Below are 21,922 nucleotides of genomic sequence, written 5' to 3'. Positions count from 1 at the left end.
GCCACGGGGCGGGCCGGCCCTCACGGGTGACGCCGGAAAGGGGTCAGGACTGCTCGACCATGAAGGCCGCGAAGAACCCGGCGAGTTCCTCGTGGGCCTCCAGCGGCATCACCTGCGCGATGTACTGGTCCGGTCGGACGACCACGAGGGCACCGCGCTCGCGGTCGATGCCGCGCAGGTCGTAGATGTCCTGCGTGGCCGTCAGCCCGGGCACGTCACCGAGCAGGCGGCCGTTGGTCCGCTCCGCCGAGAACACCTTCTCGTAGTCGCGCAGGCCGAACCTCCCCTTCGCGGGGAGCAGGAACTGCGGGAGGGCGTTCAGGTCGACGTCCAGGTGCTCCTGCTGCAGGATCGCGCGGACGTCGAACACGGCGTCGTCGGCCCAGCCGGCCGGGGTGAAGCGGCGGACGGGGGAGGAGGCCGACTCGTCCAGGAAGGTGATGAGCCCGCGCAGCGCCGAGCCCTCGGACCCGGCGTCCGCGGCGTCGGCGGCGTCGGCGAAGGCGTACAGGCGCCACCGGCCGTCGGCCTCGTGCACGTGGCCCAGCTGTTCGGGCTTGGCATCGGCTACCCGGATGACCGGGGCCGAGTGGAAGCGGGTCCCGACCTCGAACCCGGTGGCGAGGTCCTGGTGTGCCGTCCCGCCGGTCAGCAGGGACTGGCGGTACACGGTGGACAGGCCGGCGGTGAACACGCCTCCGGCCACGAAGTGGGCCTCGACGTCCGTGGCGGCCACCCCGCCGGCCTCGGGGTGGTCGGGGTCCGCGACCTTGGAGCCCATCATCCTCGACCAGCGCTTGTCGAAGTCGATGAGGTCCTGGGCGATCGTCTGGCGCTCCTCGGAGTAGGTGGTGAGCAGCGACCTCGGGGACCGGCCCTGCAGGACCGCGGCGAGCTTCCAGCCCAGGTTGTAGGTGTCCTGCATGGAGACGTTCATGCCCTGGCCGGCCTTGGCCGAGTGGGTGTGGCAGGCGTCGCCGGCGATGAACACGCGGGGGTCGCGGCTGCCGGGCTCGGTGACGTCGTCGAAGCCGTCCGTGACGCGCTGGCCCACCTCGTAGACGCTCCACCACGCCACGTCGCGGGCGTCCAGGGTGTACGGACGGATGGCCTTCTGCGCCGCCGAGAGGATGTCCTCGTAGGTGGTGCGGTCCCGGATGCTGCGGTCACCCTCGGGGATGTCGCCGAGGTCCACGTAGTAGCGCACCAGGTGCCCACCCTCGCGGGGGATCTGGAGGAGCGCGCCGCTCGAGGACTGCATGACCGCCTTCTTGCGCACGTCCGGGAAGTCGGTCACGGGCAGGATGTCCATGACGCCCCAGGCGTGGTTCTGGGCGTCCCCGTGCAGGGCGCGGCCGATCGAGGTGCGGATCGCCGAGCGGGCGCCGTCGCAGCCCACCACGTAGCGCGCCCTGACCGTGCGGGTCACGCCGGTGCCCTTGCCGTGCTCGTCCGTCTCCTCGAGGGTCACGGTGACGAGTGCCTCCGGGTCCTCGGGGACCTCGACGCCCAGGGCCTTGTAGCCGTAGTCGACCTCGAGCCGGGAGGGGGACTTGGCGGCCTTCTCCAGCAGCATCTCCTGCATCCGGGCCTGGTTGACGATGACGTGGGGGTACTCGCTCAGCCCGTCGGCGACGTCCTGGACCCGGCCGGTGCGGGCGATGCCCGTGCGGTCCGCGGAGTCGGGGGACCAGAAGGTGGTCTCGTTGACCCAGTAGGCCTCGTTCACCAGCGTGGATGCGAGCCCGAAGGCGTCGAACATCTCGACGGTCCGGCAGGACACGCCGTCGGCCTGGCCCACCGGCAGCGGGCCCTGACGGCGTTCCACCACGCGCGTGGTGATCTCGGGGAACTCGGCCAGCTGGGCGGCCAGGACGGTGCCGGCGGGCCCGGTTCCCACGACGAGGACGTCCACCTCCTCGGGCAGGGGGCCCTGTCCTCCCTCACGACCGGTGGCCGCGGGCTGGATGGTGGGATCGCCGTAGCGGTAGCCGTTCAGGTGATATTGCATGAGGCTCCTTCTCGCCGGAGGGGACAGGTGCGTGGCGGGGTGCCCACCAATCGTCCGTGTGCTGAATGATTCCGTGGCGATCATAACGCAGTCGCGTGACTGGAGCCACAGTATGCTGGGGCGGTCGCATCCGCACCCGTCGTCCGGCGAGGTCCGGGCGCCCGGCGGTGCATCGTCCGCCTACGCATGGACGCGGCAGATGGAACCTACTCGGAAAGGCAGTGCATGGTGGCGACGGAAGGGGACGGGCGGGACCGGGGCCCAGGGAGGGGGGCGCTCGTCGGACACCTGTTGCGCCGGTGCCAGCAGGTGCACAACGTCCTGTGGTCCGAGGAGGTCGGCTCGACGCTCACCCCCTCCCAGTACTCCCTCCTGGCCACCCTCACGGCAGCCGACGACGGCCTGGACCAGAACACGATCGGCCTCCGGGCCGGGCTTGACCGGTCCACCACGGCGGGGATCGTGCGACGGCTCCGGGACCAGGGGTGGATCCGGCAGTCCCGGGACCCCCGCGACGGCCGCCGGCAGGTCATCACGCTGACCGCGCCCTCCGGCGCGGCGCTGGCGGGACTCGCCGCGCCCGTGGCACGTGTCCAGTCGCGCTTCCTGGAGCCCCTGCCGTCCGGGGCCCGGGACTGGTTCACGGCACGACTGGCGCTGGTGGCCGACGTCGGTCCGTCGGGCCGGGACCGCCGGCCCGGTCACCTGATCCGGCTGGCCCAGCAGCGGCACTCGGTGCTGTGGTCCGAGGAGGTGGGCGGGCAGCTCACCGGTCCCCAGTTCGCGGTGCTGGACGAGCTCCGGCGGGCCGGGGGGATGGGGCAGGGCGCGCTGGCCGAGGCCTCGGCGGTCGACCGTTCCAGCGCCTCGGACGTGCTGGGCCGGCTGGAGGCGCGAGGCTGGACGGAGCGGACGGCCGATCCGTTCGACCGGCGGACCCGCCAGGTGGCGCTGACCCCGGCCGGCCGAGCACTCCTGGAGGGAGTCGACCCCTTGGTCCTGCGCGTCCAGGAGCGCATCCTGGCGCCGGTGCCGGAAGGGGAGCGGGAGCGCCTGGTGACCCTGTTGGGGCGCGTCGTCGAGGGTGGCCGGACGCCATTGGCGCCCGGCACGGGACCCCAGTAGTCTCAGTGCTGTACCGCGTGGACCCGCTCAGGACGGTCCAGCGTCCCCGATCACCTGGAGGAATCATGAGCAACATCCCCGACGGGCTTCGTTACAGTGCCGAGCACGAGTGGGTCTCCGGTCCCGACGCGGACGGCGTGGTCCGCATCGGCATCACCGACTTCGCCCAGGACGCCCTCGGCGACGTGGTCTACGTGGACCTGCCGGAGGTCGGCACGGAGATCGAGGCGGAGTCGACCGTGGGCGAGGTGGAGTCCACCAAGTCCGTCAGCGACCTGTTCGCGCCCGTCACGGGGACCGTCACGGCCCGTAATGAGGAGCTCGACGCCGATCCCGCCAAGCTCAACGCCGACCCCTACGGCGAGGGCTGGCTCATGGAGGTCTCGGTGAAGGACCCGGCGCAGGTCGAGGCCCTGCTCGATGCAGAGGGCTACCGTCAGCAGGTAGGCTAGTCAGGTCACGGAAGCACTACGTCCGGCCCGCCGCAGAGCGGGTCGGACACCACCTCGGAGGAGCAATGTCAGGCACCCAGCACCCGGGCGGCAGGGAACCGGGTACCGAGCCAGAGGCGCAGACCACCAGCATCGGACTGCCTGACCTCGGCGGTCCGGTCGATCGCGCGCTCGACGCGGAGGACCGCGCTGCGATCAACGCCCTGCCCATCGGATCGGCCCTGCTGGTGGCCCACGCCGGCCCGAACCAGGGGGCACGGTTCCTGCTGGACCAGGACGTGACCACCACGGGACGTCACCCGAACGCGGACATCTTCCTCGATGACGTCACCGTCTCCCGCAAGCACGCCGAGTTCCGCCGTCAGGGAGAGGGCTTCGTCGTCGTCGACTCCGGTTCGCTCAACGGCACCTACGTCAACCACGACCGGGTGGACTCGGTGGCCCTGCGCTCGGGGATGGAAGTGCAGATCGGCAAGTTCAGGCTGACGTTCTACGCCGGCACCCAGCGGCTCAGCGCCTGACCCGGGCCGGATCAGACCGACGAACGCCACCGAAAGAAGACCCGAGGAACCCTCCGTGACCGCAGCAGCCTCCCGCCGCACCGTCTCGACCGCCAGGACCGGTGCGAGCCGCGCCGTGATGAACATCGGTGAGGTCCTCGGCGAGCTCAAGGAGGACTTCCCCCAGGCCAGCGCCTCCAAGATCCGCTTCCTGGAGGAGAAGGGCCTGATCACCCCCCGGCGGACCGCCGCGGGCTACCGGAAGTACACGGACGCGGACGTCGACCGCCTGCGCTTCATCCTGGCACTCCAGCGCGACCAGTACCTGCCGCTGAAGGTCATCAAGGACTACCTCGACGCGGTGGACCGCGGTGACCATCCGGAGTCGCTGCCGGGCGGCCTCACGCTGACCCCGCGCTCGGTCTCGGACCAGCTCGCCCAGGAACTGGCGGGGCACACCCGGCCGCTGACCCGGGCCGAACTGCAGGGGATCTCCGGTGCCAGCGCCGACCTGCTGGACTCGCTCGAGCAGTACGGCATGATCGCCGCCGACGAGGACGGGCGGTACAGCGAGCACTGCCTCAAGGCCACCCGGTCCGCCGTCGTGCTGGCCGCCCACGGACTGGAGCCCCGGCACCTGCGTCCGTTCCGGGCGGCAGCGGACCGAGAGCTCGGTCTCATCGAACGGGTGACGGCCCCCCTGGCCAGCCGCCGCGACTCCGCGGCCGGGGCCCGGGTGGCCGAGACCGCCCGGGAGATCAGCGAGGCCTGCCTGGGACTGCACAGCGCCCTGGTGGGCGCCGCGGTCGCCGAACTGGATTCGTGAGGCGGACATGGCCCTGCCCGACGTGGAGATGACGGTGCTGGGAGTCCGGGTGGAGCTGCCCGGCAACCAGCCGCTCGTGCTCCTCCAGGACCCCGGCACCGGGACCCTGGTGCCGATCTGGGTGGGGGCTCCGGAGGCCAGCGCCATCGCCCTGTGGCAACAGGGGATCACCCCGCCGCGCCCCATGACCCACGACCTGCTCGTCGACGTCATCGCCGCGGCGGGCACCGCCCTGGAGTCCGTCCGGATCAGCTCGGTGCGGGACGCCGTCTTCCACGCCGAGCTCGTGCTGGACAACGGCGCCCGGGTGGATGCCAGGGCCTCCGATGCCATCGCCTGCGCCCTGCGTGCCGGGGTGCCCGTGCTGTGCGCGGCGGAGGTCCTCCAGGATGCCGGGGTGGACCCCGAGCAGGCGCTGGAGGACGAGGACGAGGAGACAACGGACGAGTCCGCCACCGGTGTGTCCCGGTCCGCGGACCGCGATGCCGAGCTGAGTAAGTTCCGCGAGTTCCTCGACTCCGTGGACCCCGAGGACTTCGCCGACGGCGGTCCGGGACAGTCCTGACAGCGCCCCGGACGTCACCGGGCCGGCTGCCCCGGCCCTCCGCGGGAGACGACACGTTCGCGGCGAAAGCGACTGGGTCTTTGACCGTGGCCCTCCACGGGCCTACCGTCGTCAGCAGAGGTTCCACATTGCCTGCCGGTCCATTCGCATCGGTCAGCGGTGCCGGGCCGGGTCGATGCCCGTCGCGCTCCGCTGGTCCGGACCGGCGGCTCCTTCCTTCCCCAGTGTGGACCTGAGACCAGGAGGGTTCCAGTGAGTCCCAAGGGCGAGGCCGGGCAGTCCCCGGACGTGACGCATCCCGCCGCTGCGCGCACCCCGGCGCAGGGCATGCTGTTCACCGAAGACCTGCCGGTGCTCGACGAGGGCGTCGGATACCGCGGCCCCACCGCGTGCAAGGCGGCCGGGATCACCTACCGCCAGTTGGACTACTGGGCCCGGACGGGCCTCGTGGTGCCCACCGTCCGGGGAGCCAGCGGCTCGGGGACACAGCGGTTGTACTCCTTCCGGGACATCCTCGTGCTCAAGGTGGTCAAGCGGCTGCTGGACACCGGGGTCTCGCTGCAGCAGATCCGTTCGGCCGTGGAACACCTGCGCGAGCGCGGCGTGGACGACCTGGCACAGATCACGCTGATGAGCGACGGTGCCTCGGTCTACGAGTGCATGTCGGCCGACGAGGTCATCGACCTGGTGCAGGGCGGGCAGGGTGTCTTCGGCATCGCCGTCGGCCGGGTCTGGCGTGAGGTCGAGGGCTCCCTCGCCCAGCTGCCCTCCGAGCGCCTGCATGACACCCCCGGCGACTTCCCCGGGGACGAACTCTCCCAGCGTCGCGCCCAGCGCAAGTCCGCCTCCTGAGGGGCGTCCCACCGCCTCTTCCCGACGACGGCCCCGTCCCTGCCGCCGGCAGGCACGGGGTCGTCGCGGTCTGACGGCGATCGTGCTCCGGCAGGGGGGCGCGCCTCAGTGCCGGCGCTGGCTGCGGCGGTCCTTCAATGGACGCTGCACGGCGTAGAGCAGCTCATCGAACAGTGCCGCGGACTGGGCGGCCATCTCGCCGGGCCAGGCGTGGACGGGCCAGGCTGCGCCCTGGATCTGCTGCCAGTTACCCTGTTCCGGGATGGCCACGGGCAGCAACCGGTCGCCGTACATCCGCTCCATCTCGCCCAGGCGGAACTGGTGCTCCACGCTGGCCGGCCGGACGCGGTTGGCCACCACTCCGGTGGAGGTCACGCCCTGGGCGTACTCCTTGCGGAACAGGTCCAGGGCCCGCAGGGTGCGTTCGGTGCCGGCCACGGAGAACAGGCTCGGCTCGGCCACCAGCAGCACGTCCGTCGAGGCGGCCCAGGCCATCCGCGTGACGCCGTTGAGGGCCGGGGGGCAGTCGATGAGGACCAGTGCGTAGCGCGTCACGGGCTCGACCAGCTGGGTGAGCCGGCGCAGCTCGCGCTGACGGGTCGTCGGGCGCTCGTACAGCGAGGTCCGCGAGGAGCCGCGCGCGACGTCGAGGATCCGGGGCGCGCCGCCGTCGGGACCGCCCGCGCCGTCGCCGTCGGCCGCCGGGGCCGCGGTGGACCCGGTCCAGCCCGAGGCGACCACGTGATCGGTCAGGGACACCCGCCGGGGGTGGGAGAGCAGGGTGCCCACGTCCTCGGTGCCGGCGTCCTGCCGGACCCCGAGTCCGGTCGTGGCATCGGCATGGGGGTCCATGTCCACCACGAGGGTGGGGATGCCCTGCGCCTGCGCCGCCGAGGCCAGTCCGAGGGTGACCGAGGTCTTGCCGACCCCGCCCTTGAGGCTGGAGATGGAGATGATCTGCACGGCGGTGGAATCCTGACTGTCGACCAGAGGGTGGGTGGCCCGGGACCGTGGTCCATCCTAGTGCTGACGACACTGTGACGGGTCTCACGTAGTGGGTGCCGGGGTCGTATGCGACACTGACGGGTGATGCAAGCCACAAGGAAGTGGCTCCACCGTGCGCTGACCGCGCCTGATCGTGTCCCGGCAGACCCGCCGGGCAGCCCAGGAGGCTCCATGTCATCCAACGCCACCGACGGAATGTTCTCCAAGGTGCTGGTCGCCAACCGAGGGGAGATCGCGGTCCGCGCCTTCCGTGCCTGCTACGAGCTGGGTGCCCGGACCGTGGCGGTCTTCCCGTATGAGGACCGCAACTCCATCCACCGGCAGAAGGCGGACGAGGCCTACCGGATCGGGGAGGAGGGGCACCCGATCCGCGCCTACCTGGACGTGGACGAGATCATCCGGGTGGCCAAGGAGTCAGGATGTGACGCCATCTACCCGGGGTACGGCTTCCTGTCGGAGAACGCCGGGCTGGCCCGGGCCGCGGCGGAGGCCGGGATCGCGTTCGTCGGTCCTCCCGCGGACGTGTTGGAGCTGACCGGTAACAAGGTGGAGGCCCTGCGGGCCGCCAAGGCGGCGGGCATCCCCACCCTGAAGTCCTCCGAGCCCAGCTCCGACGCCGAGTGGCTCGTCGCACAGGCCGAGGACATCGGCTTCCCCATCTTCGTCAAGGCCGTGGCCGGCGGCGGCGGCCGCGGCATGCGCCGGGTCGAGACCGCCGCCCAGCTGCCGGACGCACTGAACGCGGCCATGCGCGAGGCCGAGACCGCCTTCGGCGACGCCACGGTGTTCCTGGAGCAGGCCGTGCTGCGGCCCCGGCACATTGAGGTCCAGGTCCTGGCGGACGGCACGGGGGAGACCGTGCACCTGTTCGAGCGCGACTGCTCCATGCAGCGCCGCCACCAGAAGGTCATCGAGATCGCCCCGGCCCCGCAGCTGGACGAGTCCATCCGCCAGGCGCTCTACGCCGATGCCGTCAAGTTCGCCAAGGCCATGGGGTACGTCAACGCCGGCACCGTCGAGTTCCTCGTCGACACCGCGGGGGACCGTACCGGTCAGCACGTGTTCATCGAGATGAACCCCCGGATCCAGGTCGAGCACACCGTCACCGAGGAGATCACCGACGTCGACCTGGTCGCCTCCCAGCTGCGCATCGCCGCCGGCCAGACGCTCGAGCAGCTCGGGATCCGCCAGGACGAGCTGCGGATCCGTGGCGCCGCCCTGCAGTGCCGGATCACCACGGAGGACCCTGCCAACGGCTTCCGGCCGGACACCGGCGCCATCACCGCCTACCGGTCCGCCGGCGGCTCCGGCGTGCGCCTGGACGGTGGCACCATCTACACCGGTGCCGAGATCAGTCCGCACTTCGACTCCATGCTGGTGAAGCTGACCTGCCGTGGACGGGACTACCCGACGGCGGTGCGGCGCGCACGGCGCGCCCTGGCCGAGTTCCGCGTCCGCGGGGTGGCCACCAACATCCCGTTCCTGATGAACGTGCTGGACGACCCCACGTTCGTGGCGGGCGACGTCGCCACGGACTTCATCGACGCCCACCCCGAGCTGGCCCAGGTCAACCGCAGCCAGGACCGTGGTTCGAAGGCCCTGCAGTACCTCGCCGACGTCACGGTGAACCAGCCCCACGGGCCCCGGGTGGACGGGATCGACCCCAGGGACAAGCTGCCGGCCTTCCCGGGCGACAAGTCCCAGGAGCCGGATCGCAGCCCGTTCGACGGCCCCTCGCCGCACCAGCCGCCCGCCGGCTGGCGCCAGGTGCTGCTGGAGAAGGGCCCTGAGGGGTTCGCGGCCGAATTGCGCGGCCGGACGGAACTGGCCGTCACGGACACGACCTTCCGTGATGCCCACCAGTCCCTGCTGGCCACCCGGGTGCGCACACGTGATCTGCTGGCGGCCGCTCCGGCCGTCGCGCACACCCTGCCCGGGCTGTTCTCGGTGGAGGCCTGGGGTGGGGCCACCTACGACGTCGCCCTGCGCTTCCTCGGTGAGGACCCCTGGGACCGGCTCGCCCGGTTGCGCCAGGAACTGCCGAACATCCCGCTGCAGATGCTGCTGCGCGGGCGCAACACGGTCGGCTACACGCCCTACCCCGTGGAGGTGACCAATGCCTTCGTGGCCGAGGCCGCCCAGACCGGTGTGGACATCTTCCGGATCTTCGATGCGCTGAACGACGTCCGGCAGATCGCCCCCGCCATCGACGCGGTCCGGGCCACCGGGACGGCGGTGGCCGAGGCGGCCCTGTGCTACACCGGCAACCTGCTGGATCCCGCGGAGGAGCTCTACACGCTGGACTACTACCTGGGCCTGGCCCGGCAGATGGTCGACGCCGGGGCCCACGTCCTGGCCATCAAGGACATGGCCGGACTGTTGCGGCCGCAGGCTGCCCGGGAGCTGGTCGGTGCCCTGCGCGCCGAGTTCGACCTGCCCGTCCACCTGCACACCCACGACACCGCCGGTGGTCAGCTGGGCACCCTGCTCGCCGCCGCCGAGGCGGGGGTGGACGCGGTGGACACGGCCGTCGCGTCCATGGCCGGGACCACCAGTCAGGTGCCGATGTCCGCCCTGGTGGCGGCCCTGGAGCACACCGAGCGGGACACCGGTCTCGGGCTGGACCAGGCCGCCGCGCTGGAACCGTACTGGGAGACCATCCGTGAGGTCTACCGCCCCTTCGAGTCCGGGCTGTCGGCACCGACGGGACGCGTCTACCGGCACGAGATCCCGGGCGGCCAGCTGTCCAACCTCCGCCAGCAGGCCATCGCCCTGGGCCTGGGCGACCGCTTCGAGCAGATCGAGCGGATGTACGAGGCCGCCAACGACATGCTCGGCAACATCGTCAAGGTCACCCCGAGCTCCAAGGTGGTCGGGGACCTGGCCCTGCAGCTGGTCGGCATGGACGTGGACCCGGCCCAGTTCGCGGAGAGTCCCCAGGACTTCGACCTGCCGGACTCCGTGATCGGCTTCCTCTCCGGAGAGCTGGGGGACCCGCCCGGAGGCTGGCCCGAGCCGTTCCGGACCCGGGCCCTGCAGAACCGAGGCCGTCGCCGCGCGGAGACCGAGCTCTCCGCGGAGGACCGCGCGGCGTTGGAGCAACCCGGTGCCACCCGCCAGGCGACGTTGAACCGGCTCCTGTTCCCGGGGCCGACGCAGGAGTACGAGGCCAACTGCGCGACCTACGGGGACACCTCCGTCCTGCACACCCGGGACTGGCTGTACGGGCTGGTGCGGGGCCGTGAGCACGTCATCTCCCTGGGCAAGGGCGTGCGCCTGCTGACCACGCTGCAGGCGATCGGCGAGCCCGATGCCAAGGGCATGCGGCCCGTGATGGTGACCCTCAACGGCCAGGCGCGGCAGATCACCGTGCGCGACCGCTCCGTCGAGTCGACCGCCCGGGCGGCCGAGAAGGCCGACCCCGCCAACAAGGGGCACGTGGCCGCGCCCTTCGCCGGGGTCGTCTCCGTGACCGTGGCCGAGGGTGACACCGTGGAGGCCGGGGACACGGTGGCCACCATCGAGGCCATGAAGATGGAGGCCGCCATCACGGCCCATGCCTCCGGCACCGTGACCCGCGTGGTGCTGGGCGGCACCACGGCGGTCGAGGGTGGTGACCTGCTGCTGACACTGGGCGAGTGACCGGGGCGGTGCCCGCGGAGCCTTAGGCTGAGAGCCATGGGCACCGAAACCTACGACCTCGCCATCATCGGCTCCGGCTCCGGCAACTCGCTGGTCACCCCGTACTGGGACGACAAGCGCGTGGCCATCATCGACTCCGGCACGTTCGGGGGCACCTGCCTCAACGTCGGCTGCATCCCCACCAAGATGTTCGCCTACCCGGCGTCGCTGGCCGTGGTGCCGGAGGAGGCCAGCCGGCTCGGCGTGGACCTGGGGATCGGCGGGACCGACTGGCCCGGGATCCGGGACCGGATCTTCTCGCGCATCGACGCCATCTCCGCCGGGGGCCTGCACTACCGGGACGTCGAGTTGCAGAACACCACGGTCATCCCGGAGGAGACGCGGTTCACCGGGACCCGCCAGCTGACCACGGCCAGCGGGCGGGTCCTGGAGGCCCAGGACATCGTGGTCGCCGCGGGCTCGAGGGCGGTCGTCCCCTCCGTCCCCGGCAGCGACCTGCCCCAGGTCCACACCTCGGACACCGTGATGCGCCTGCCCCGGCTGCCCCAGCGGATCGTGGTGCTGGGCGGGGGGTACATCGCCGCCGAGTTCGCCTCGATCTTCTCCGGCCTGGGGTCCTCCGTGGTCCAGGTGAACCGCTCACCGCGACTGCTGCGCCATCACGATGCGACCATCTCCGAGCGGTTCACCGAGATGGCCTCGACCCAGTGGCGGGTCGAGACCGGCTGGACCCTGTCCCGGATCGAGGAGGGGCTGGACGGGTGGGTGACCGTGCATCTCGACGGGCCCACCAACACCACCTGGGAGGTGGACGCCGACGCCGTGCTCATCGCCTATGGCCGGGTCCCCAACAGCGACCGGCTCGACCCGGCCGCCGCCGGGCTGGACCTGCATCCCGACGGGCGGCTCGCCGTCGACGAGTACCAGCGGCTGCTCTCCGGCGGTGAGCCGGTGCCCGGGCTGTGGGCCCTGGGTGACGTCTCCAGTCCCCACCAGCTCAAGCACGTGGCGAACCACGACCAGCGCGTGGTCAGCCACAACCTGGAGCACCCGGATGACCTGCGGCCGAACACGCTGGGTCCGGTGCCCTCGGCGGTCTTCTCCCGGCCTCAGGTCGCCGCGGTCGGTCTCACCGAGGCGGAGGCCGTCGAGCAGTACGGCGCGGAGAGGATCACCGTCAAGGAGCAGAACTACGGCGACGTGGCGTACGGCTGGGCCATGGAGGACGGCACCTCCCTGTGCAAGGTCATCGCCGACCGCCAGACGGGCCTGCTCCTCGGGGCCCACCTGATCGGACGGGACGCGCCGAATCTCATCCAGCCCCTGGTGCAGGCCATGAGCATGGGCCTGGACGCCCACGCGATGGCCCGCGGCCAGTACTGGATCCACCCGGCACTCACGGAGGTCGTGGAGAACGCGCTGCTCGGACTCGACGTCCCGGACAGCGGCCGCCTCTAGGACGAGACCGGCTTCGGCGCCCCGTAGATCTCCTCGACGAGGGACTCGAAGTCCTCCAGGACCACGTTGCGCTTGATCTTCAGGGACGGCGTCATCTGGCCGGACTCGATGGAGAAGTCCACGGGGACGATCCGGAACGCCCGGATCGACTCCGCCTTGGACACCGTCTCGTTGGCCCTGTCGATCACCGACTGGACGTGGTCGAGGACCACGGGGTGCGTGGCGAGCTGGTCCATCGGCGTGTCCGCCGGGACACCGTGCTGGCCCAGCCAGCGCGGCAGGATGTCCGCGTCCAGGGTGACGAGGGCGGAGACGAACGGCCGCTGGTCACCCACCACGACGCACTGGGAGACCACCGCGTCGGCCCGGATCTGGTCCTCCAGCAGCGCCGGCACCACGTTCTTCCCGGACGCCGTGACGATGATGTCCTTCTTCCGACCGGTGATGGTGAGGTACCCCTCGTCGTCCAGGTCCCCGATGTCCCCGGTGTGCAGCCAGCCGTCCACCAAATCCTTCTCGGTCAGGTCCGGACGGTTGTGATAGCCGCGCATCACGCAGACACCCCTGGCCAGGATCTCGCCGTCCTCGGCGATGCGCACCCCGTTGCCCGGGATCGGAGGGCCGACGGTGCCGATCTTCACCCCGTGCGGGACGTTGACCGTGACCGGTGCCGTGGTCTCGGTCAGGCCGTAGCCCTCCATGATGTTGACGCCGATGCCGTGGAAGAAGTGGCCCAGGCGTGCACCCAGTGGGCCGCCGCCGGACACCGCGTGGGTGACCTGCCCGCCCATGGCCTCGCGGATCTTGCCGTAGAGCAGCTTCTCGAACACCGCGTGCTTGACGCGCAGCACCAGGGGCACCCTGCCGGCACTCTTCGCCGTGGAGTAGTCGATGGCGGCCTGGGCGCCGGCCGCGAAGACCTTGCCCTTGCCCCCGGTCTCCGCCTTGAGCTGCGCGGAGTTGTAGACCTTCTCGAAGACCCGGGGCACGGCCAGCAGGAAGGTGGGCCGGAAGGACTGCAGGTCGGGGACCAGTTGCTTGAGGTCGGAGGTGTGGCCCACCTTGGTGCCCGCCGCCAGCGCCAGCACGGAGATGAAACGGGCGAACACGTGGGCCAAGGGGATGAACATCACGGTGCTGGCCTGCGGGTTGACGACCTCGCCCAGGTTCGTCCCGAGGGTCTGCAGGCTCAGCTCGGCGAAGTTGCCGTGGGTCAGTTCGCAACCCTTCGGCTTGCCGGTCGTGCCCGAGGTGTAGATGATGGTCGCCAGGTCGGACAGGGTGGCGGCGGAACGGCGGGACTCCATGGTGGTCTCGTCCGGTCCGCGCTCGGCCAGCGCGCGCAGTTCGTCGAGACCGTCGTCCTCGATCAGCCAGCTGGAGACCAGCGGATCCAGCTGCTCCTGGCGGATGGCGGTGTCCACCACGCCCTGGTGCCGCGACGTGTCACAGACCACCGCCCGCACGTTGGCGTCGGAGATGATCCAGGCGACCTGGCTGGGGGAGGACGTCTCGTAGATCGGGACGGTGACGGCGCCGGCGTACCAGATGGCCACGTCCATCAGGGTCCACTCGTAGCGGGTGGGGGCCATGATCCCCACCCGGTCGCCCGGCTCCAGCCCGGCGGCGGCCAGGCCGCGTGCGAGGGTGCGGACATCCTCGCGGAACTCCTCCGCGCTGACGTCGGTCCACTGCGCCGGGGCGGTCTGCCGGGCGAACAGGGGGCGCCGCGGATCGGCCAGGACCTGCTGCTCCACCAGGTCCGTGATGTTCATGTCCCGGGGGACGTCCACGACGGGAGGGGAGGTGTATTCCTTCAACGTTCGCTCCTGGTGATCGACGGTAGCCGCCTGCGTGGCAGAGTGGTGGTCCCGGGTGCAGGCCCTCCGGGGCGGGGGTCCCCGTGTCCTCTGACCCTACCGGAGGGGTCGGACCGGTGTGTCCTGCGCCACAGGAAATATTCTACTCATGGGTAACTTCGGTTGTCAGCAGGAACGGTGGGACCGACGGTCCGGAAGGCGGTGGCCGGCACGATGGGCGGATCTGCACACCCGGGGGCTCCCGTCGCCGCGGCCATCGGGCTCGACGTCGGAGGCGGGGCGGTCAAGGCCGGCGCGGTCCTGCTGGACGGCCGGGGCAGACTGGTGCCCGCGCTCACGGAGATCCGGGTCGCTCACCACCTCGAGGCGGACGGGGCCGGCCTGAGCGCCCTGTGCGCCCGCACGGCGCTGGAGCTGTTCGGGGCCCTGGACGCCAGCTGGCCGGGTCTGCCCGTGCCGTGGGGGGTCTCCGCCGCCGCCTGGATCGACCCGCGCAGCGGCACCGCCGTCTTCAGCCCGCACCTGATGGGGTGGCGCCAGCGGCCCCTGCCCCAGGACCTGGGCGCTGCCCTGTCGGAGGCGACGGGACGGCCTTCCAGTGCTCAGGCAGCCGCCCGCCCGTCCCGCGATACCGTCCCCTGGCCCGCGGTCGTCAATGACGCGGACGCGGCGGCCTGGGCGGAGGCGCGGCTGGGGGACCCGGCTGCCCCGCCGGCGGGTCCGGACCCGGTCCGCGGGCCGGACCGGATGGTCATGGTCGCCATCGGCACCGGCATCGGGGGCGCGCTGGTCCAGGAGGGGGTGGTGGACGTCGGCGCGCACGGCATGGCCGGGGAGTTCGGGCACATGACCGTGGACCCCTCGGGGCTGCCGTGCCCCTGCGGGAACACCGGATGCTGGGAACTGCTCGTCTCCGCCGAGGCCCTGGCTGCCCGCGCCGGACGTCCCTCCGCCCGGTCGGTCCTCGACGACGCCCTGTCCGCGGACCCGCGCGCCGTGCGGGCCGTGCAGGAGACGGGCCGGTGGCTGGGCCGTGGCCTGGCCACGCTGGCCGCCGTGCTGGACCCCTCCCGGTTCGTCATCGGCGGCGGAGTGGCGGTCGCCGGTGACCTCCTTCTCGAGCCGGCCCGGGCGGAACTGGCCCGCCACATCCCCGGCGGGCGACGGCGTCCGGTCCCGTCCGTCATGGTCGCCAGCCTGGGCAACCGGGCCGGCTGGCTCGGCGCGGCGGGCCTGGCGCTGGAGCGCTCCGGTTGGTCCGTGAGGGAGTCGGCCACCGCCGCCCGGTGACCGGTCGCGCGGATCAGACCTGCGCACCGTCGCCGCCGGGGCCGTCCCGGTCCGCGTCCCGGGGGAGTGCGAAGAACAGTCCCACGGCGCCCGCCACGAACGAGGCGATCAGCACCGCGAGCACGAGTCCGGGCACCGAGGGCCAGAGGATCGCCGCGAGCAACAGGGCCGCGGGTGCGCCGGCCACCCCGATCAAGCTCAGCACGACGACCGGGTTGCCGGAGCCGAGCGCGGGGGGCTCGGGCGGGATGAAGTCCCCGTCGTCCTCGTCCTCCGGGAAGTCGCGTGGACCCCACGCCCGGCCGGGGGCCGGGGGCTCCTCGCGGTCCGGTGCGTCCGGATCCGGTCCGGCCGATCCCGCCGCGGTGGGCTCCGGCCACGCGGTATCCCGGGCACCGGCGTCCAGGGGGCCCAGCCCGGCGATGATCTCCTGCCACCGGCGGTCGACCTCGTCCGGGTCCCGGTGCTCGGGGTCGCTGCCCTCGTGGTCGCGGTCCAGGGGCTCAGCCACGGACGTCGGCCCGTCCACATGCCAACCCGGCGATGAACCTGACCGACTCGTCCTCGATGACCCCCGCGTCCCAGTCCAGGGTGGCCACGTGGAAGCTGTTGTACAGCGGCCTGACGGTCAGCAGCCCGGGGGCCAGGCCGCGAGCGAGGGCGGCCATGGAGGAGTGGGGCACCACGCGGTCAGTCGTGGACCGGAACGCCAGGACCGGTGCCGTGATCGCCGGCAGTCCGGCCCGGGCGGCGGCCTGGAGGGCGCCGACCTGCTGGACGGCGGCCACCGGGGTGCGCGGGTAGGCCTGTTCGTCCACCCCGGGGCGCGCGGCGTCGTTGGCGATCGGTGCCACGCTGCGGACGGCGTACTTGAGCACCCTCGCCAGGGGAGCGGCCGGGGAGGCGAAGCGCAGCCCGGGATTCACCACGACGACGCCGGACACGGACCGGTGCGCGGCCGCATCGAGCGCGAGCGCGCCGCCCATGGACAGACCGGCGACGACCACGCGGTCGTGCCGGGCGAACAGGCGGTCGACCGTGTCCCGCGCGGTGGCCCGCCACTCCTCGGCCGTGACGACCCGGAGGTCCTGCCACCGGGTCCCGTGGCCGGGCAACAGCGGGACCTCCACGGAGGCACCCGCCGACGCCAGGGCGCGGGCCCAACCGGTCACGGAGACGGGACCCGAGGTGAACCCGTGGAACAGGGCGACCCCCGTCGACCCGGACCCGGCGGACGCGGCCAGGGGGCCGTCGTCGGCGCCGTGGAGGGACAGCGCCCGCTGGTGGGCGATCATGTCCCCAGCGTAGCGTCCCGCCCCCCGCGATCGCTCCCTAGACTGGGAACGGTCCACGCCACCACCTGAGAGGAAGACCATCGTGTTCTACTGGTTCGCCAAGACCTTCGTGGTGGCCCCCGTGACGAACCTCGTGTTCCGGCCCTGGGTGAAGGGCCTGGGCAACGTCCCCGAGGAGGGTGGGGCGATCCTGGCCAGCAACCACCTCTCGGTCTCCGACTCGATCTTCATGCCGTCCCAACTCGGCCGGCAGGTCCACTTCCTGGCGAAGATGGAGTACTTCACGGGCAAGGGTGTCAGGGGGTGGCTGACCCGGAAGTTCTTCGAGGCCACCCATCAGCTGCCGATGGACCGTGCCGGCGGCCAGGCCTCACTGGACTCCCTGCGCTCCGGGCTCGAGGTGCTGCAGGAGGGGAAGCTGCTCGGGATCTACCCGGAGGGCACCCGCAGCCCGGACGGCCGGTTGTACCGGGGCAAGCTCGGCGTGGCGAAGCTGGCCCTGAAGGCGCGGGTCCCCGTCGTGCCCATCGCGATGATCGGCACGGACAAGGTCCAGCCGATCGGCAGGACCATTCCGAACATCCGCCGCGTGGGCATGATCTTCGGCCCCCCGCTCGACTTCTCGGAGTACTACGACCGCGCCGGCGACCGCTTCGTGGAGCGTCAGGTCACCGACCAGATCATGGAGGCCATCCGGCGCCTGTCGGGACAGGAGTACGTGGACGTGTACGCCGCCACGGTGAAGAACGCGCCCCCGGCGGACGGCCGCGACGCCGGTTGAGCGTGCCACCGGGCCGGCATCCGGGAGCCGCGCGCCGGCGAAGGGGTAGGAGATCGTCACGTGGACGTGGGAACGGCAACCGTTCCGTACCCTTGGAGCATGATTTCTGATCCCCGCACCGATACCCCGGCCTTCGGCTCAGCCCAGTCCAACGGGGCCGCCGACTATCCCGGCCTGGACACGTGGCGGGAGAAGCCGATCACCCAGCAGCCCACCTGGGAGGACCGGGACGCCTTCGCCGAGGTGATGACGGAACTGTCCTCCGCCCCTCCGCTGGTGTTCGCCGGTGAGGTCGACGTGCTGCGGACCCAGTTGGCCGCGGCAGCACGGGGTGAGGCATTCCTGCTCCAGGGTGGTGACTGCGCCGAGACCTTCGCCGGCGCCACGGCCAACAAGATCAGTGCCCGCGTGAAGACCATCCTGCAGATGGCCGTGGTTCTGACCTACGGCGCCTCCCTGCCGGTGGTGAAGATGGGCCGGATGGCCGGCCAGTTCGCCAAGCCGCGTTCCTCGGACACCGAGACCCGCGACGGCGTGACCCTGCCGTCCTTCCGTGGTGAGATCGTCAACGGCTTCGACTTCACGCCCGAGTCGCGCCGGCACGATCCCCGACGGATGGTGCAGGCCTACAACACCTCCGCCTCGACCCTGAACCTGGTCCGCGCCTTCACGCAGGGCGGCTTCGCGGACCTCCGGTCCGTGCACGCCTGGAACCAGGGGTTCATGCGGAACCCGGCGTACTCCCGCTACGAGGAACTCGCCCAGGAGATCGACCGTGCCGTCCGGTTCATGGATGCCGCCGGCGCTGATTTCGAGGCCCTGCGCCGCACCGACTTCTTCACCGCCCACGAGGCCCTGCTGCTGGACTACGAACGTCCGTTGACCCGCATCGACTCGCGCTCGGGACTGCCGTACGCCACCTCGGGGCACTTCCTGTGGATCGGCGAGCGGACCCGTGACCTGGACGGCGCCCACGTCGAGTTCCTCTCCAAGGTGCGCAACCCGATCGGGGTCAAGCTCGGGCCCACCACGAAGCCCGCGGACGCCCTCGCACTCATCGACAAGCTGGATCCCGAGCGGGAGCCGGGACGGTTGACGTTCATCACGCGCATGGGCGCGGAGAGGATCCGGGAGAACCTGCCCCCGCTGGTCGAGGCGGTCCGGGACTCGGACGCCACGCCGCTGTGGGTCACCGACCCGATGCACGGCAACACCGTGACCGCGGCGAACGGCTACAAGACCCGCCGCTTCGACGACGTCATGAACGAGGTGCGCGGCTTCTTCGAGGTCCACCGTGACGCCGGAACCTACCCGGGCGGGCTGCACGTGGAGATGACGGGTGACGACGTGGCCGAATGCCTCGGTGGCTCCGACCCGATCGACGAGTCCGCGTTCGCCGATCGCTACGAGTCCCTCGTGGACCCCCGGCTGAACCACCAGCAGTCCCTGGAGATGGCCTTCCTGGTCACGGAGGCACTGTCCCGGTCCGGCCGCGGGGTCTGAACGGGCGGACGGCTGCCCTCCGCCGGGGCGTCCGCGCGTGACGCCCCGGCGCAGCCGCCTCAGAGGATGACGATGCGCACGGTCGAGCCCGAAGGGGCCTGGCTGCCGGGCTCGGGGGTCTGACTGCGGACAGTGCCCTCCCGGTCTCCGAAGAGTTCCCCGAGGATCCGCGTCTCCTCCACGGTGAAGCCGGCGTCCTCGAGGATTCCGCGGGCACGTCCCGTGGGCTGGCCGGTGACGTCGGGCACCGTGACGGAGGCCGGCCCGTCCGACACCACGACGGCGACCGGACGTCCGCCGCGCAGGCTCGCCCCGGCGTCCGGTTCCTGGCGGATCACCAGCCCCTTGTCCACGGTGTCCGAGTGCTCCGTGGAGACCCGGCCCAGGCTCAAACCCGCCCCGTCGAGTGCCCGTGCGGCCTCCTCGCGTGCCAGGCCGGTGACGTCCGGCACGTCGAACAGTTCCGGTCCCAGAGACACGGTGACCAGCACGGTGTTGAACCTGCGCAGCTCGGTACCGGGACCCGGATCCGTGGAGATCACGCTGTCCTCGGCCACCACGTCATGGTGGACGCTGGCCAGCGAGTAACCGACCCCGGTCTGCTGCAGCTCCTCCACCGCCGCGGCCTTGCTGTGCCCCTCCACGTCAGGGACGACCACCAGGGCGCCCGGCCCTGAACCGAAGAACCAGCCGGCCAGGACCAGGACCGCGGTCAGGATGAGCACGACCGCCGCCCAGATCCACATCCGCGTCCCGCTCCGCCGCCCCAGGTCCTCAGTGGGGGTGCGGGCACGCCGGATCGCCTGGCGTCGCTGCTGCCGCGTGGAGGGCGGCCTGGGGGACCTGCCCGAGGAGCGGGGAAGCAGTGGGCCGGGGACGGTGCCACGATCCTGGGGCGGGTCCGTCGGTGCACCGGCGCCCGGGTGCCCGGAACCGCCGGGGCGGCGACCCGGGTCCGGTGGCAGGCTGGGCAGGACCGAGGTGCGTTGGGTGCCCGGTGCGGGAAGGACCGTGGTGACTCCCGGGTCCAGGCCCTCCGTGGCACCGGCGTCACCGATCACGTCCGTGGCATCCCCGGGGACCTCGTCCGTGTCCTCGTCGTGGCCCCCGTCCACCCCGTATCCCGCGTCCCGGTACGCGTCGTCCATGGCGGGAGCCCCCGCGTTGACCGCGGGGGGCACGGCGCCGAAGGCCTCGGTGGCCTGACCCCCCGCCCGGGCCTCGTCGTCGGGATCCGCGCCGACCCGCCCGAACGCCTCCGTGGACCCTTCCCCGGCGATGCCGGCCGCGATGACCGGTGGCTCGAAATCGAGGTCCGCGTCCGCCATCGTCGAGCGCAGGTGCCGGATCTCGGTGAGCAGGACCCCGGCGTCTGCCGGCCGGTCCCGCGGGTTCTGGGCGGTGCACCACAACACGAACCGGTCGAGGGCGTCCGCGAGTCCGGGGATACGGCCGGAGGGCGGCGGGACCTCGTTGTTGACGTGCTGATAGGCGACCTGGATGGGGGAGGAGCCGACGAACGGCTGCCGCCCGGTGAGCATCTCGTAGGCCATGATGCCGACCGCGTAGATGTCGCTGCGTTCGTCGGCGGGGGATCCGCTCACCAGCTCCGGGGAGATGTAGGCCACGGTGCCCACGAGGGCCGCACCGATGCCCGTGAAGTCGGTGGTCGCCCGGGCGAGGCCGAAGTCGGCCACCTTGATCTGCCCGTCGCGGGACACCAGGACGTTCTCCGGCTTCATGTCCCGGTGGACCAGTCCGGCCCGGTGGGCTGCCGCGAGCCCGTCCACGATCGCCTCCAGGTAGGCCAGGGCCACCCGGGGGGTCATCGCCCGGCGGCGCTGCAGCACGGTCCGGAGCGTGTACCCGGGGACGTACTCCATCACCAGATAGGCGAGGTCCCCGTCGGGGCGTTCGTCCACGCCCTGGTCCAGGACGTTGACGACGTGGGGGTGGGACAGCCTGGCCGCCGTCTTGGCCTCGAGCTCGAACCGTTCCACCAGCGCAGGGTTCTCGGCCAGGTGCGGATACAGCACCTTCAGGGCGACCTCGCGGTCCAGGCGCCGGTCGACCGCCAGGTACACCGTGGACATCCCGCCCCGGGCCAGGCGGGACCGTATCTCGTACCGTCCCTCGATAACGGTCCCGTTCAGGGGGTCGGTGCGGCGTTCCTTCACCATTACAGGGTAGACCGGGAGACCGGACGCACCGGGGACGCGGGGGTCAGAACCGCTGCATGTACCCCTTGACCTTGGACACGTACCGCTTGGTGTCCGGGTACATGCCGTTGCGCGTCACCCCGCCCAGCCCCTGGTAGTACGCCGCGATGCCGATGTCCACCGACGGGGCGTTGCGCTGCAGCTGGCGGATGATGGCGACACCCGCGGTGGCGTTGTCGTAGGGGTCCAGCAGGTTGAGCTTGCGCCCCACCAGCTCGGAGGCCCAGGTGCCCGAGGACGGGATGACCTGCATGGCGCCGATGGCGTTGGCGGGGGAGACGGCGGCATGGTTGAAGCTGGACTCCGCGAAGGAGTGCGCCAGCGCGAGGCTCGGGTCCACGCCCATCCGCCGCGCCGTGTCGGCGATGATCGCCTGCATCTGGGACCGTGAGGGAACACCGGCGCCCAGCAGGGCGCGCTTGTTCGCGTTGGCCGAGGACACCACATGGTCCGGGTAGGTGTAGTGGAGGAATGTGCTCGGCACGAGGTCGTTGCCGGGTGCCGCCCCCTGGCCGGCCGCGCTGGAGAGCTTGAGGGTCTGGCCGGGGTGGATGATCGCGGCGGAGGACAGCCCGTTG

At 71.7% G+C, this 21,922-nt stretch carries 18 protein-coding genes; 11 read left to right on the top strand and 7 right to left on the bottom strand.

What is annotated here, in order from left to right; translation table 11 throughout:
• Positions 1-43 precede the first annotated feature (43 nt).
• Positions 44-2,011: an FAD-dependent monooxygenase gene (locus tag Q0283_RS09400; RefSeq protein WP_298044329.1), complete on the bottom strand. Its 1,968-nt coding sequence runs from the start codon at positions 2,009-2,011 to the stop codon at positions 44-46.
• A gap of 225 nt (positions 2,012-2,236) precedes the next feature.
• Here Q0283_RS09400 and Q0283_RS09395 point away from each other — a divergent pair, with 225 nt between their 5' ends.
• The 6 genes from Q0283_RS09395 to Q0283_RS09370 all read left to right on the top strand — a co-directional run bounded on the left by Q0283_RS09395 (position 2,237) and on the right by Q0283_RS09370 (position 6,331).
• Positions 2,237-3,136, top strand: a complete 900-nt coding sequence (locus tag Q0283_RS09395) for a MarR family winged helix-turn-helix transcriptional regulator (protein WP_298044328.1) — start codon at positions 2,237-2,239, stop codon at positions 3,134-3,136.
• 65 nt (positions 3,137-3,201) lie between these two features.
• Positions 3,202-3,588, top strand: a complete 387-nt coding sequence (gene gcvH, locus Q0283_RS09390) for a glycine cleavage system protein GcvH (protein WP_010143416.1) — start codon at positions 3,202-3,204, stop codon at positions 3,586-3,588.
• Positions 3,589-3,653: 65 nt separating this feature from the next.
• Positions 3,654-4,109, top strand: a complete 456-nt coding sequence (locus Q0283_RS09385) for an FHA domain-containing protein (RefSeq protein WP_010143415.1) — start codon at positions 3,654-3,656, stop codon at positions 4,107-4,109.
• A gap of 118 nt (positions 4,110-4,227) precedes the next feature.
• Positions 4,228-4,914: a MerR family transcriptional regulator gene (locus tag Q0283_RS09380; RefSeq protein ID WP_298044359.1), complete on the top strand. Its 687-nt coding sequence runs from the start codon at positions 4,228-4,230 to the stop codon at positions 4,912-4,914.
• Between the two features lie 7 nt (positions 4,915-4,921).
• On the top strand, positions 4,922-5,479 hold the full coding sequence (locus Q0283_RS09375) for a bifunctional nuclease family protein (protein ID WP_183526633.1): 558 nt from the start codon (positions 4,922-4,924) through the stop codon (positions 5,477-5,479).
• A 252-nt stretch (positions 5,480-5,731) separates the two neighbouring features.
• Entirely contained in the window at positions 5,732-6,331 is a 600-nt protein-coding gene (locus Q0283_RS09370) for a MerR family transcriptional regulator (RefSeq protein WP_183526631.1), read from the top strand.
• Positions 6,332-6,436: 105 nt separating this feature from the next.
• Here the strand turns inward: Q0283_RS09370 and Q0283_RS09365 are convergent, their stop codons facing one another.
• Positions 6,437-7,294 carry a ParA family protein gene (locus Q0283_RS09365; protein WP_298044321.1) on the bottom strand — a complete coding sequence of 286 codons (858 nt, stop codon included), beginning with the start codon at positions 7,292-7,294 and terminating at the stop codon, positions 6,437-6,439.
• Between the two features lie 237 nt (positions 7,295-7,531).
• On the opposite strand from Q0283_RS09365, the gene Q0283_RS09360 reads away from it, so the two are divergent.
• Both Q0283_RS09360 and Q0283_RS09355 read left to right on the top strand, forming a co-directional pair.
• Positions 7,532-10,978 carry a pyruvate carboxylase gene (locus tag Q0283_RS09360; protein WP_183528412.1) on the top strand — a complete coding sequence of 1,149 codons (3,447 nt, stop codon included), beginning with the start codon at positions 7,532-7,534 and terminating at the stop codon, positions 10,976-10,978.
• Positions 10,979-11,014: 36 nt separating this feature from the next.
• A complete protein-coding gene (locus Q0283_RS09355; RefSeq protein ID WP_183526627.1) occupies positions 11,015-12,436 on the top strand; it encodes a mycothione reductase in 1,422 nt (473 codons plus the stop codon).
• Here Q0283_RS09355 and Q0283_RS09350 read toward each other — a convergent pair.
• Entirely contained in the window at positions 12,433-14,256 is a 1,824-nt protein-coding gene (locus Q0283_RS09350; protein WP_183526625.1) for a long-chain fatty acid--CoA ligase, read from the bottom strand. The genes Q0283_RS09355 and Q0283_RS09350 overlap by 4 nt on opposite strands.
• Positions 14,257-14,469: 213 nt before the next feature.
• Between Q0283_RS09350 and Q0283_RS09345 the strand changes: the two genes are divergently transcribed.
• Entirely contained in the window at positions 14,470-15,546 is a 1,077-nt protein-coding gene (locus tag Q0283_RS09345; RefSeq protein WP_183526623.1) for an ROK family protein, read from the top strand.
• A gap of 13 nt (positions 15,547-15,559) precedes the next feature.
• On the opposite strand, the gene Q0283_RS09340 is transcribed toward Q0283_RS09345, so the two are convergent.
• Together Q0283_RS09340 and Q0283_RS09335 are read right to left on the bottom strand one after the other, a co-directional pair.
• The gene (locus Q0283_RS09340) at positions 15,560-16,057 is read right to left on the bottom strand and encodes a hypothetical protein (RefSeq protein WP_298044318.1); all 498 of its coding nucleotides are present in this window, start codon (positions 16,055-16,057) and stop codon (positions 15,560-15,562) included.
• Positions 16,050-16,841 (bottom strand): carboxylesterase, encoded by a 792-nt coding sequence (locus Q0283_RS09335; RefSeq protein WP_183526618.1) that lies wholly within the window; start codon positions 16,839-16,841, stop codon positions 16,050-16,052. The genes Q0283_RS09340 and Q0283_RS09335 overlap by 8 nt, the downstream gene beginning before the upstream one ends.
• 82 nt (positions 16,842-16,923) lie before the next feature.
• Between Q0283_RS09335 and Q0283_RS09330 the strand changes: the two genes are divergently transcribed.
• Together Q0283_RS09330 and Q0283_RS09325 are read left to right on the top strand one after the other, a co-directional pair.
• Positions 16,924-17,622, top strand: coding sequence for a 1-acyl-sn-glycerol-3-phosphate acyltransferase (locus tag Q0283_RS09330; RefSeq protein WP_183526616.1), 699 nt, complete (start codon positions 16,924-16,926; stop codon positions 17,620-17,622).
• A 99-nt stretch (positions 17,623-17,721) separates the two neighbouring features.
• Positions 17,722-19,125, top strand: coding sequence for a class II 3-deoxy-7-phosphoheptulonate synthase (locus Q0283_RS09325; RefSeq protein ID WP_183526615.1), 1,404 nt, complete (start codon positions 17,722-17,724; stop codon positions 19,123-19,125).
• Positions 19,126-19,184: 59 nt separating this feature from the next.
• On the opposite strand, the gene Q0283_RS09320 is transcribed toward Q0283_RS09325, so the two are convergent.
• The gene (locus Q0283_RS09320) at positions 19,185-21,305 is read right to left on the bottom strand and encodes a protein kinase domain-containing protein (protein ID WP_183526611.1); all 2,121 of its coding nucleotides are present in this window, start codon (positions 21,303-21,305) and stop codon (positions 19,185-19,187) included.
• 43 nt (positions 21,306-21,348) lie between these two features.
• Positions 21,349-21,922, bottom strand: a 574-nt coding sequence (locus Q0283_RS09315) for a lytic transglycosylase domain-containing protein (protein ID WP_298044316.1), incomplete at its 5' end; no start/stop codon positions are given.

Source organism: uncultured Citricoccus sp. (assembly GCF_937871995.1).
GTDB lineage: Bacteria > Actinomycetota > Actinomycetes > Actinomycetales > Micrococcaceae > Citricoccus.
Note: the sequence above shows the minus strand (reverse complement) of the source record. Positions and strands in the feature narration are given on the sequence as shown.